Genomic DNA, 12,511 nt, shown 5'->3' with positions numbered 1-12,511 from the left:
GGCTGGCCATGGCCAATGCCGCTATCCCGGCTGCAGCGCCCGTCGCCAATCGCGGCGCCATCACCGCCTGCGTGATCCTTGCGGTGATCATGCAGGCGCTGGACACCACCATCGCCAATGTCGCGCTGCCCTATATCCAGGGCAGCGTCTCGGCGAGCGCGGACCAGATCAACTGGGTCCTGACCTCCTATATCGTCGCCGCCGCGATCATGACGCCGCCCTCGGGCTTCCTCGCGGCGCGTTTCGGCCGCAAGCGCGTGCTGTCGGCCGCGATCATCGGCTTCGTCGTCGCCTCGATCCTGTGCGGGGCGGCGCAGTCGCTGACCCAGATCGTCGGCTTCCGGCTGATGCAGGGCTTCTTCGGCGCCTCGCTCGTGCCGCTCTCGCAGAGCATCCTGCTCGACATCTACACGCCGGAGGAACGCGGCTCCGCCATGGCTCTGTTCGGCATATCCGTCATGGTCGGCCCGGTGCTCGGCCCGGTGCTCGGCGGCTGGCTGACCGAGAACATCTCCTGGCGCTGGGTGTTCTACATCAACCTCCCGCTCGGCATCCTGGCGCTGGCCGGCGTCTCGATCTTCGTCACCGAGACCAAGGCGAGCGCGCTCGCGAAGCTCGACTGGACCGGCTTCGGCGCGCTCAGCATCGCGATCGGCGCGCTCCAGCTCTTCCTCGATCGCGGCGCCCAGCTCGACTGGTTCGACTCGCTGGAGATCATCGTCGAGGCGGCAATCTGCGTCGCGGCGCTCTATGTCCTCGTCGTGCACACCTTCACGGCCGAGAACTCCTTCATCAAGCCGCGGCTCTTCCTCGACCGGAACTTCAATGTCGGCCTGATCTTCATCTTCATCGTCGGCATCTGCTACCTCGCCTCGCTGGCGCTGTTGACGCCCTTCCTGCAGACGCTGCTCGGCTATCCCGTGGTGACCGCCGGCATCGTCATGGGCCCGCGCGGGCTCGGCACGATGGCCTGCATGTTCATGGTCGGCCGGTTGATCGGCAAGGTCGACATCCGTCTTCTGCTGGGCGCCGGCTTCCTGGTCAGCGCCTGGGCGATGTACGACATGGCCGGCTGGACGCCCGATGTCTCGCAGAGCCGCATCATGCTGACCGGCTTCGTCCAGGGCGGTGGCCTCGGCCTGCTCTTCGTGCCGCTGACGACGATCACCTTCGCGACCCTGCCGGCGGAATATCGCGGCGACGGCACCGGCCTCTACAACCTCTCGCGCAATATCGGTTCCAGCGTCGGCATCTCGCTGGTCAGCTATCTGCTGACCCGCAACGTGCAGGTCAACCATGCCGAGATCGCCAATTACGTGACGCCCTTCAACCGCATCTTCGAGATGCCGGCGATCAAGCATGCTTGGGACCCGACGACGCTGGCCGGGCGTGCCGCACTCGATGAGGTCATCACGCGTCAGGCGACGATCATCGCCTATATCGACGACTTCAAGCTCTTGATGATCCTCTGCCTCGCGGCCTTGCCCTTCCTCGCCCTGCTGCGCACGCCGCGCCGCGAGGCGGCCGCGCCGGTCGACGACCACACCATGGTCATGGAATAGAGGAGGCTCCCGGGCCGCGTAGCTGCCGAATGCAGGACGGCTGCGCGCGCCAGACGATTGCGGGCGGGGGCGGCCTTCGACAGCATGCAGACGCACGACGCGATTTCGGGAGAAGACTGTGCAGAACGCTGAGAAAATCTGGTCGATCGTCGATTCCAAGCAAGCCGACTATATCGAGCTGAGCGACCGCGTGTTCGAGATGCCGGAGCTGAACTACCGCGAGGTCAAGTCGGCTGCGGCCCATGCCGCACAGTTGCAGCGCGAGGGGTTTCGCGTGGCGACGGGCATTGCGGGATTGCCGACCGCCGTCATGGGCGAGGCCGGCGAAGACGGCCCGGTGATCGCCATCCTCGGCGAATATGATGCGCTGCCGGAACTGTCGCAGACTCCCGGCGTCTCCGAACACCAGCCGCTGCCGAACCAGCCGGCCGGCCATGGATGCGGCCATAACCTGCTGGGTGCTGGCGCGATGCTGGCTGCCGCAGCGGTCAAGGATTTCCTCGCCGAGCGCGGGCTGAAAGGCCGCGTCCGCTATTACGGCTGCCCGGCCGAGGAAGGCGGCGCCGGCAAGGCCTTCATGGTCAAGGAAGGTGTCTTCGACGATGTCGACATCGCCATTTCCTGGCACCCATCCGATTTCTCGGCGGTTACGGCGCCGATCTCGCTTGCCAACACCACGATGGATTTCGAGTTCGCCGGCCGTGCGAGCCATGCCGCTGCAGCGCCCCATCTCGGCCGTTCGGCGCTCGATGCCGCCGAGCTCATGAACATCGGCGTCAACTACCTGCGCGAGCACATGCCGAGCGATGCCCGCATCCACTACGCCTATCTGGATGCCGGCGGCATCGCGCCCAATGTCGTGCAGGCCAAGGCGAAGCTGCGCTATGTCGTGCGCGCGACCGAGGTCTCGCAGGTCCATGAGCTCGTCGCCCGCGTCCGGAAGATTGCCGAGGGCGCAGCCCTGATGACCGAGACCACCGTCAGCGACGAGATCGTCAGCGCGATGAGCAGCCTGCTCGCCAACACCCCGCTGGAAGATGCGATGCAGCGCAATTTCGACCGGCTCGGCCCGCCGCCCTTCGATGCGGAGGATGTCGCCTTCGCCAGGCGCATGCAGAAGACCGTGACGCCGGCACATATCGAAAGCGCCTTCCGCCGTGCGGGACTGCCGGTCTCCGACTTCCCCCTCTGCAACACGATCGCTCCCCGCGAAGTCCCGGGGCCGCGCATGATGGGCTCGACCGATGTCGGCGACGTCTCCTGGGCCGTGCCGACGGTGCAGGCGCGCGGCGCGACCTATACGATCGGCACGCCCGGGCATTCCTGGCAGTTGACGGCCCATGGCCAGTCGCCGCTGGCGCATAAGGGCATGGTCCATGTCGCCAAGATCATGGCCGGCGTAGCCGCCGACGTGCTGGTCGAGCCGGGCTTGCTGGAACAGGCCAAGGCCGATTTCCAGAAGCGTCTCACTCGGACGCCCTACAAGGCGCTGCTGCCGGACAGCGCGAAGCCGCCGCTTCACATGTTCTGAACAAGACGATTGCCGGCCCGACCAGACATGGCCGGGCCGGCATCAACGATATCTCGGACGATAGCCGCCGCTTTTGCCGTCACCCCGCGACGGCAAAGGGATCGTCGACGCTGAGGGCGGGCTCGGTGAACCAGCGCGCGCCGTCCTCGGTCATATAGGCGATATCCTCGAGGCGAACGCCGAACTCGCCATAGATGCACATCATCGGCTCGACCGAGAAGCACATGCCCGCCTGCAGCGGCGTCAGGCTGCCCTTGACCATGAACGGCTCCTCGTGGATCGCGAGGCCGAGGCCATGGCCGGTGCGGTGCGGCAGGCCCGGGACCTTGTAGCCGGGACCATAGCCGGCCGCTTCGATGACGCCGCGCGCAGCGTGATCGACGGCTTCGCAGGGCGCGCCGAGCGTAGCCGCGGCGAAACCGGCGAGCTGCGCCCTCTTCTCTAGGTCCCAGATCTCGCGCTGCCTGTCCGTCGGCTCGCCGAAGACATAGGTGCGGGTGATGTCCGAGTGGTAGCCGCCCAGCCTCGTGCCCATGTCGATGAGCACCATGTCGCCATCGGCCAGCGTCTGCGGATAGGGAACGCCGTGGGGATAGGCGGTCGCCTCGCCGAATTGCGCAGCGCCGAATGTCAGGCTCATCCCGAATTTGCGATGGGCTCGGTCGAGGAAATCCACGAGCTCCGTGGTCGTCATGCCGGCGCTGAGCGTACGCGCCGCCGCGCGATGAACCGCCATGGTGACGTCCATGGCCCGCTGGATCAGGGCGATTTCGGCGGCCGATTTCACCTGCCGGCAAGCTCCCGTGAGCGCGGCGCCATTGGTGAAGTCGAAGCGGTTGCCGGCCTTGCGCAAGCCGTCCACGGTGTAGAAGGGCGTATCGGGATCGAGCGCGATCGAGCCGCTCTCGTAGCCGAGGCTGCGGATCGTCTCCACGACGAGCGCGGTCGGATCCTCATGCTCTTCCCAGCAGCGGACATCATCGCCGAAGCGCATGTATTCGCGGGTCTTGGGCTCCTCGAAGGCCGGGCTGAGATAGACGATCTCGCCCTCGGCCGGGATCACCGCGCCGTGCAGCCGCTCGGTGAGCTTGAGCTGGATGCCGGTGAAATAAAGCAGGTTGGTCGAGGTATCCAAATAGAGGCCCTGCAGGCCCTGCTCGCGAAGCAGGCGCTGCACCTTCGCGATGCGGGCCTTGAACTCGCTGACCGCGATCGGCTCGACGCCGTCGGCGACAGGCTTCAGCTTCGCAAGCTCGGCCTCGAAACTCGATCCACCCACCCCAAGCGTCATCGTCATATCCTTTTCAAAGCATTTTCAAGCGAAGTGGACACCCGTTCGCGTGAAGAACCGAAGGTCCGCGTCAGCGAAAATGCGACAAGACAAGGAGCTGGAGCGGTTCCGTGGTTCGGAGAACGACGGAACCGCTCCAGCTCTCGGCCGGGCGCAGGATATGCATTTTCGACGCTGGGAACAGGCAGGCCGTCCCCGCATTATCGCGCAGGTCGCATGCCTGTGACGAGCCCACGAGGCGTGAGCGCCTGACCGGCGAAACCGCCGGCCACCGCGCAGGAACGGATAATGTCAGGCCGCGCCGACGCCGCCGAAGACCATGCGGCCGCGATGGAAGGTCGCGCTGCGCTCTGGCAGGCGGGCGACGGCCTCGGCCGAGCAACTCGCCGGAACCAGCGTGAAATCGGCGGAGTCGCCAGCCTTCGGCCAGGCCCGCTCGCCCTTGTCGTCGAGCGGCAGCACGCCGCCGGTCGCGATCGCCAGCGAACGGGACAGGCGGAACTCGTCGCTGCCGCGATAGAGCTGCGCGTAGAGATTGGCCTTTTCGAGCATGTCGGCGCGGCCGAAGGGCGACCAATGGTCGGTGACGCTGTCGGTGCCGGTCATCACGAAGACGCCCTTGGCGCTGAGCTGCGGCAGCGGCATCGTCGCGGCGCCAAGCGGTACGGTCGAAGCGACGCTGATACCCTGCGCGGCCATGCGCGTGGCGGCTTCGTCGAGGGCACCCGGCGCCATCGTGGCCAGCGCGAAGGCATGGCTGATCGTGACCTTGCCGCGCAGAGCCGGGTTCTTCTCGACGGTCGCGATCATATGCAGGATCGCGGCGACACCAGCCGGGCTGGTTTCGTGCAGATGGATATCGACGCCCTTGCCGGTGTCGAGCGCGATCTGGAACATCGCGTCGAGCGATTTCTCCATGGCGCCGTCGACATTGGTCGGGTCGAGCCCGCCGACATACGCAACGCCCAGGCTCATCGCCTCGCGCATCAGCTTGTCGACCTTCGAGAGCAGCAGGCCGTGCTGCGGGAAAGCGACGATCTCGCAGCTGAAATCGTCGCGATGATTCTCCAGCGCGCGCTTGAGGTGCTCCAGGCTCTTCAGGCCGCTGACCGGGTCGATATTGCAATGGCTGCGGGCGACCGTGGTGCCCTTCGACTGCAGCAGGGCGATGAGCTGCTCGGCATGCTCCTGCGAGTCCGGCAGCAATTGCGGGATCAGCTTCTCCTCGCGGGCGATCATGTCGAGGATCGTCTTGCCCTGCCGCGGCAGCGGTGCCTGCCAGGCGCGGCCATAGAAGGTCTTGTCGAGATGGATGTGCATGTCGCGCATCGCAGGCAAGGCGAGCTGGCCGTAGGCCTCATAGCTCGGCACGCCCGCCGGCAGCGCCTCGCCCGCCCCATGGATCGCTGCGATCTTGTCGCCCTTGATCTCCAGGGCATAGAGCCCCGAGCGCGTGCCGGTCACGACATCGCCCTCGCGGACGAAGCCTTCCTCGAGCCGGACATTGGTCAGTAGATAGTGCTGCTCTGTCGGGATGCGCTTGCCCGCCTCGGACGCCGGCTTGGCGGCGGCGGGCCTGGCAGCGGCCGGCTGCGCCTTCGCAGCCCCGCCCGGAAGCCCCGCCATCACGGCGCAGGCGGTGGCGAGACCACCCGTCCGGCCGATGAACGAACGCCTGCTCTGATGATGTGCCAGTTCCATGGTCGCCGCCTCCTTGTGATCGTTGCGGACGCCATAAGCGCGCGGCCGGCGGTTTGGCAGCGATATTTGGCAATGCTGGCGATTGCGTCAGGCAATGCTAGCACCACTCAAGCCTCCAGATGGCAATAGACGGCTAGCCGCTCGGCCAGGATCGCGGTCGAGGCCGGAGCATCGTCGCGGTAATAGAGCGCGAGCTCGAAATCGGTGATCTCGGCGAAGCCCTCGGCCACGCCGAGGACCCTGTGGCCGGGCAAGTGGCAGCTTGCGGGCAGCAGGGTCATGCCGAGCCCGGCCGCCGAAGCGGCGGCAAGCGCGGCGAGGCTGCCGCTGCAATAGCCGATGCGCCAGCGCATGCCGAGCCGGTCGAGCGCCCCACACAATTCATCGCGATAGAGCCCACCGATGGGGAACATCGCCAGCGAAACCGGCGCGCGTTCGATGGCCGGATGGGCCAGACTGTCGAGCCAGAGCAGCGGCTCCCGCCTTGCGGCTCGCGGCGGCTGCCCGCGCCGCTGCTTCACCAGGACAAGGTCCAGTTCCTCGCGTTCAAAAGCGCTGCGCAGGTCGGCGCTCAGGCCGCTGCTGACATCGAGCCGCAGATGCGGATGCTGCCGGCTGAAATCGGCGAGCAGGTCGATGGTCGGCACGGCGAAATCCTCAGGCATCCCCAGCCGCAGTACGCCGTCGCGCCAGACGCCGGTCAGGGCGTCATGAGCCTCCTCGTTGAGGGCGATGATCCGCCGCGCATAGCTCAGAAGCCGCTCCCCCTCCTCGGTGAGCTGGACCTGATGCGAGGAGCGCTCCAGCAGCGGGCAGCCCAGCAGGTCCTCCAGGCGCTTGATCTGCAGGCTGACGGTGGATTGCGACAGCGAGACCCGGTCGGCCCCGCGCGTAAAACTCAGCGTCTCGCAGACCGCGACGAAGCTGATCAGCACCTGCGGACTGAACATCGGATAGCGGTTCATGCGTTCGACGCTCCGGGATGCACGGCTCCGCGAAGAGCGTGATTATCCCGACACGCGGCACCACCGCAACGCGCTGGCCGGTGCGCCACCGGTGGACGCCCGCCTACTCGAACAGATCCGGATGATTGGCTTCCGTCTTCGGCAGCGCGCGCAGAATCTCGGTGAGGTGGTGGCGCATGGCGAGCTCGGCCTGCGCCGCATCCTGCGCATCGATCGTCGTCATGATCCGGCGATGCTGCTCGACCAGCGACAGCATCACGTCGGTGCCTGGCAGCGTGAGCTGGCAGACCCGGTCCATATGCGCCTTGATGTCCCGGATCGCCTCCCAGGCGAGCGGCATGCCGACGCCCTCGGCCAGCTCGACATGGAAGAGCTCGTCATAGCGCTGGAACGAGGCGTGGTCGTCGCGCCCGGCTGCCTTCTCCTGAACTTCGAGGAGATCGGCGATCCTCTGCCGGCTCTGGGGCGAGAAGGCCTTGCAGGCCTCGCGCACGATCGCAACCTCGACGGCCTCACGAATGAAGCGCGCCTCCATCATCTTGCGGACGGAGAACTTGACCACGACCGTGCCGCGCTGCGGCTGCACGTCGACCAGCCGCGTGCGGGCGAGCGCGATCAGCGCCTCGCGGACAGGCTGGCGCGAGACGCCGTATTTCAGCGCGATCTCCTGCTCGGACAGGCGCGTCCCCGGGGGCAATTCGAGCGCAATGATCGCCCGGCGCAGTTCGGCCTCGACACGTCCGGCCGCCGAAGCGCCCGCAAGAACGGCGGGTGACGCCAACGAAAGGCTCAAGTCAAAAACCTCCAGGGCCTGTTGCGTACCATACCACAACATACTACCATACAACCTCTGCCGCAACCGAACACGGAGGCGGGCAGCCAGCTTACGATCGAAGCGCCGGCGAACAAGCCGGGAAACGGCAGGGCGCTCGAAACCACGGGAGAACGCACCATGACCGCACGCCGCAGATTCCTCGCCTATACCGCCGCGCTCGCCCTTTCGGCCGCAACGGCAACCAGCGCGCTGGCCCAGAACGTGACGTTGCGCTCGGCCGATATCCACCCGACCGATTATCCGACCGTCGAGGCCGTTCGCTACCTGGGAAAGCTGCTTGAGGAGCGCACGCAAGGCCGCGTCAAGATCAACGTCTTCCATTCGGCCCAGCTTGGCCAGGAGAAGGATACGATCGACCAGACCCGCTTCGGCGTCATCGACATCAACCGCATCAACATGGCGCCGTTCAACAACCTGATCCCGGCGACCAACATCCCCTCCCTGCCCTTCATCTTCCGCTCGGTCGATCACATGCGGAAGGCGATGGACGGCCCGATCGGCGACAACCTGCTCAAGGAATTCGAGAAGCACGACCTGATCGGGCTGGCGCTCTACGATTCCGGCTCGCGCTCCTTCTACAACTCCAAGAAGCCGATCAGCACGCCCACCGACATGAAGGGCCTGAAGATCCGCGTCCAGCAATCCGACATGTTCGTCGCGCTGGTCTCGGCGCTCGGCGCCAACGCCACGCCGATGCCCTTCGGCGAAGTCTATTCGGCGCTCCAGACCGGCGTCATCGACGGCGCAGAGAACAACTGGCCGTCCTATGAATCGACCCGGCATTTCGAGGTCTCAAAGTTCTATTCGGTGACCGAGCACTCGCTCTCGCCGGAAGCGCTGGTGATGTCGAAGCGGAGCTTCGACAAGTTCAATGCGGCCGACCAGGCGATCATCAGGGCCGCGGCGAAGGAGTCGGTGCTGAAGATGCGCGAGCTCTGGGACGCGCGCGAGAAGGCCTCCGAGGCCAAGGTCAAGGCTGGCGGCGCCCAGATCAACACCGTCGAGAAGAAGCCCTTCATCGACGCGATGAAGCCGGTCTACGACAAGTTCGTCACCGATCCGAAGCTCAAGGAGATGGTCGCCGCGATCCAGGCGGTGAACTGAGCCTCGTTCAGGCGGGGCGGCACGTGACGGCCGCCCCGCTTCCGGCCCCTTATCAGCCCGGGCAGATTTCATGCGCGCTTTCACCGCTTTCCTGACCCGCCTCGACGCCAGGCTCAGCCTGTTCGCGCTGATCGCGGCAGGCGCCGGCCTCGTCCTGATGACCGTGATGGTCGCCTGGGGCGTGTTCGGCCGCTATGTGCTCAACGACACGCCGATCTGGGTCGAAGCCGGGTCGCTCTTCCTGATGTCGTGGTTCATCCTGCTCGGCGCCGCCGTCGGCGTGCGCGAAAGCGCCCATCTCGGCTTCGAGGTCGGGCTCGTGATGTCGCCGCCGCCCGTGCGGGCCGCGCTGATCGTCATCGGCGAGGGTCTCGTCTGCGCCTTCGGCCTCGCCATGCTCGGCTATGGCTGGCAGCTCGCCGCCGGCACCTGGGCCGACCGCATGCCGATCATCGGCATATCCCGCGGCTGGGACTATGTGCCGATCGCGGCCGGCGGCGCGCTGATCGCGCTGTTTGCGCTGGAGAAGCTCCTGCTCTTCGTCACCGGCGAGGAACAGGCGCCACTCGGCTTCGTGCATTTCGGCGAAAGCCAGGAGGCCTGAGCCATGGAACTCTGGATTCTCTTCGGCGTCTTTTCGATCCTGCTGCTGATCGGCGTGCCCGTCGCCTTCTGCCTCGGCATCGCCTCGGTCGCGACCGTCGCCTATATGGGCCTGCCGCCGGTCGTCGTCTTCCAGCAGATGAATTCCGGCATGAACGCCTTCGCCATGATGGCGATCCCGTTCTTCATCTATGCCGGCGACCTGATGATCCGCGGCGGCATCGCCGAGCGGCTGATCCAGATGGCGGCAAGCCTCGTCGGCCATCTGCGCGGCGGCCTCGGCCAGGTCAATGTCGTGACCTGCACGCTCTTCGGCGGCATCTCCGGCTCGGCGGTAGCCGATGCCTCCGCGGTCGGCGGGCTGATGATTCCGCAGATGAAGAAGCGCGGCTATGACGCCGACTACGCCGTCAACGTCACCGCGAACGCGGCGATCATCGCGCTCCTGATCCCGCCCTCGCACAACATGATCATCTATTCGCTCTCGGCGGGCGGCAATCTCTCGATCGCAGACCTGTTCACCGCCGGCGTCATTCCGGGCCTGCTGCTCTGCGCGGCTCTGATGGTCGCCGCCTGGGCGGTCGCGGTGAAGCGCGGCTATCCGCGCGAGCCCTTCCCCGGCTTCGCGACCGTCGGGCGCTATGTCGTGCTGGCGTTGCCCGGGATTCTGCTGATCGGCATCATCTTCGGCGGCGTGCGGTCCGGCGTCTTCACCGCGACGGAATCCTCTTGCGTCGCCGTGGTCTACGCCATCCTCGTCACGATCTTCGTCTATCGGCAGCTTACCTGGACGGCCTTCGTCGAGGCGACCCTGGGCGCGGTGCGCACCACGGCGATGGTGCTACTGGTGATCGGCACGGCCGGCGCCTTCGGCTGGCTGATGGCCTTCCTCGAGGTGCCGCAGGCGACAATTGCCGCGATGAAGGCGGTCTCCGACAACCCCATCACCATCCTGCTGATGATCAACCTGATGCTGCTGGTGCTCGGAACCTTCATGGACATGGCGCCGATGATCATCATCTGCACGCCGATCTTCCTGCCGGTGGTGAAGGCCTTCGGCGTCGACCCCGTGCATTTCGGCGTGATCCTGATCCTCAACGCCGGCATCGGGCTCAACACGCCGCCGGTCGGCTCGGTGCAGTTCGTCGCCTGCGCCATCGGCCGCATTTCCATCGGCGAGTCCATGCGCACGATCTGGCCGTTCTACGGTGCCAGCATCGCCGTGCTCCTCCTCGTCACCTATGTGCCCGGCCTGTCGCTCTGGCTGCCGCGCCTGTTCCACTGAAGGACCGACCATGACCATCGAGATTCGCCAGGTTTCGCACCCCGAGGCCGTCAAGGGCTTCGACACGGCGGAGCTGCGGCGCCACTTCCTGATCGAGACGCTGTTTGTCCCCGGCGAGGTCAGGCTGACCTACAGCCATCTCGACCGCGTCATCGTCGGCGGCGCCATGCCGACCAGCAAAGCCGTCACCTTGCCGGTCCCGAAGGCGGTCGGCACCGATGCCTTCCTGAAGCGGCGCGAGCTCGGCATCGTCAATGTCGGCGGCCCCGGCAAGGTCTCCGTCGGCGGCAAGGACTATGCTCTCGCCAAGCGAGACGCGCTCTATATCGGCAAGGAAGCGGGCGAAGTCTCCTTCGCCAGCGACGATGCGTCGAACCCGGCGAAGTTCTATCTACTCTCCACCCCGGCCCATGCCGTGCACCCGACCAAGGTGATCCGCGAGGCCGACGCCAAAATCCTGGCACTCGGCGAGCAGGCGACGGCCAACAAGCGCATCATCCGCCAGTACATCATTCCCGGAACCTGCGAGACCTGCCAGCTCGTCATGGGCGTGACCACGCTGGAGGAAGGCAGCATCTGGAACACGATGCCCTCGCATACCCATGACCGGCGCTGCGAGATCTATCTCTATTTCGACGTCCCTGCCGACGCCCGCGTCTTCCACCTGATGGGCGAGCCGCAGGAGACCCGCCATCTCGTCGTCGCCAACGAGCAGGCGATCCTCTCGCCCGGCTGGTCGATCCATTCCGGCGTCGGGACGAAGGCCTATTCCTTCATCTGGGGCATGGGCGGCGACAATGTCGACTACACCGACATGGACATGGTCGCGACCGGAGACCTGCGCTGATGTCTAACGGCTCTCCCTTCGATCTGAACGGTCGGACCGCGATCGTCACGGGCGCCAATACGGGCCTCGGCCAGGCGATCGCGGTCGCGCTCGCCGAGGCCGGCGCCGGCATCGTCGCGGTCGGCCGTTCCAGCATGGCCGAGACCAAGGCGCTGGTCGCCGAGACCGGCAAGCCCTTCCATGAGATCACGGCCGACCTCGCGACGCTGGAGCCGGTCGGACGCATCGTGGAAGAGGCTGAGGCTGCCGCGAAAGACGACGGCTCGCGGCTCGACATTCTCGTCAATAATGCGGGCATCATCCGACGCGCCGACGCCATCGACTTCACCGAAGCCGATTGGGACGCGGTGATGGACGTGAATCTCAAGTCGACTTTCTTCCTGACGCAGGGCGTGGCGAAGCGCATGCTGGCCGACGGCAAGGGCGGCAAGGTCATCAATATCGCCTCGCTGCTCTCCTTCCAGGGCGGCATCCGCATCCCCTCCTACACCGCATCAAAGAGCGGGCTCGCGGGTCTCACGCGTCTGCTGGCCTGCGAATGGGCAGGCAGGGGCATCAACGTCAACGCGATCGCGCCAGGCTATTTCGTCACCAACAACACGGAAGCCCTCCGCGCCGACCCCAAGCGCAACGCCGCCATCCTCAGCCGCATCCCGGCGGGTCATTGGGGCAAGCCGCAGGAGATCGGCGGTGCTGCCGTGTTCCTCGCCTCGGATGCGGCCGCCTATATCCATGGCGTCGTGCTGCCGGTCGATGGCGGCTGGCTCGCGCGCTGAGAGAGACCCGA

The 12,511-nt window shown here is 66.2% G+C and carries 11 protein-coding genes; 7 read left to right on the top strand and 4 right to left on the bottom strand.

Going from position 1 to position 12,511, the window contains the following annotated elements; translation table 11 throughout:
* Positions 1–8: 8 nt before the first annotated feature.
* Positions 9–1,562: a DHA2 family efflux MFS transporter permease subunit gene (locus Q0Q36_RS03130; protein WP_293795440.1), complete on the top strand. Its 1,554-nt coding sequence runs from the start codon at positions 9–11 to the stop codon at positions 1,560–1,562.
* 118 nt (positions 1,563–1,680) lie between these two features.
* The gene (locus tag Q0Q36_RS03125) at positions 1,681–3,093 is read left to right on the top strand and encodes an amidohydrolase (protein ID WP_293795439.1); all 1,413 of its coding nucleotides are present in this window, start codon (positions 1,681–1,683) and stop codon (positions 3,091–3,093) included.
* Positions 3,094–3,172: 79 nt separating this feature from the next.
* On the opposite strand, the gene Q0Q36_RS03120 is transcribed toward Q0Q36_RS03125, so the two are convergent.
* The 4 genes from Q0Q36_RS03120 to Q0Q36_RS03105 all read right to left on the bottom strand — a co-directional run bounded on the left by Q0Q36_RS03120 (position 3,173) and on the right by Q0Q36_RS03105 (position 7,843).
* Entirely contained in the window at positions 3,173–4,384 is a 1,212-nt protein-coding gene (locus Q0Q36_RS03120; RefSeq protein WP_293795437.1) for a Xaa-Pro peptidase family protein, read from the bottom strand.
* 291 nt (positions 4,385–4,675) lie between these two features.
* Positions 4,676–6,085, bottom strand: coding sequence for an amidohydrolase family protein (locus Q0Q36_RS03115; RefSeq protein WP_293795435.1), 1,410 nt, complete (start codon positions 6,083–6,085; stop codon positions 4,676–4,678).
* Positions 6,086–6,192: 107 nt separating this feature from the next.
* A complete protein-coding gene (locus Q0Q36_RS03110; RefSeq protein WP_293795434.1) occupies positions 6,193–7,050 on the bottom strand; it encodes a LysR substrate-binding domain-containing protein in 858 nt (285 codons plus the stop codon).
* A 103-nt stretch (positions 7,051–7,153) separates the two neighbouring features.
* Complete coding sequence (locus tag Q0Q36_RS03105; protein WP_293795432.1) at positions 7,154–7,843, bottom strand: GntR family transcriptional regulator; 690 nt, start codon at positions 7,841–7,843, stop codon at positions 7,154–7,156.
* Between the two features lie 159 nt (positions 7,844–8,002).
* On the opposite strand from Q0Q36_RS03105, the gene Q0Q36_RS03100 reads away from it, so the two are divergent.
* The 5 genes from Q0Q36_RS03100 (at position 8,003) to kduD (ending at position 12,500) form a co-directional block, all read left to right on the top strand.
* A complete protein-coding gene (locus Q0Q36_RS03100) occupies positions 8,003–8,989 on the top strand; it encodes a TRAP transporter substrate-binding protein (protein WP_293795430.1) in 987 nt (328 codons plus the stop codon).
* Positions 8,990–9,059: 70 nt separating this feature from the next.
* Positions 9,060–9,593, top strand: coding sequence for a TRAP transporter small permease (locus Q0Q36_RS03095; RefSeq protein WP_293795428.1), 534 nt, complete (start codon positions 9,060–9,062; stop codon positions 9,591–9,593).
* Between the two features lie 3 nt (positions 9,594–9,596).
* Positions 9,597–10,877, top strand: coding sequence for a TRAP transporter large permease (locus Q0Q36_RS03090; RefSeq protein ID WP_293795426.1), 1,281 nt, complete (start codon positions 9,597–9,599; stop codon positions 10,875–10,877).
* A gap of 10 nt (positions 10,878–10,887) precedes the next feature.
* Positions 10,888–11,724: a 5-dehydro-4-deoxy-D-glucuronate isomerase gene (gene kduI / locus Q0Q36_RS03085; protein WP_293795425.1), complete on the top strand. Its 837-nt coding sequence runs from the start codon at positions 10,888–10,890 to the stop codon at positions 11,722–11,724.
* Positions 11,724–12,500 carry a 2-dehydro-3-deoxy-D-gluconate 5-dehydrogenase KduD gene (kduD, locus tag Q0Q36_RS03080; RefSeq protein ID WP_293795424.1) on the top strand — a complete coding sequence of 259 codons (777 nt, stop codon included), beginning with the start codon at positions 11,724–11,726 and terminating at the stop codon, positions 12,498–12,500. The genes kduI and kduD overlap by 1 nt, the downstream gene beginning before the upstream one ends.
* Positions 12,501–12,511 lie beyond the last annotated feature (11 nt).

The organism is uncultured Allobosea sp. (assembly GCF_945957345.1).
In the GTDB taxonomy this organism is placed as follows: Bacteria; Pseudomonadota; Alphaproteobacteria; order Rhizobiales; family Beijerinckiaceae; genus Allobosea.
This window is presented reverse-complemented; position numbering and strand designations above follow the sequence as displayed.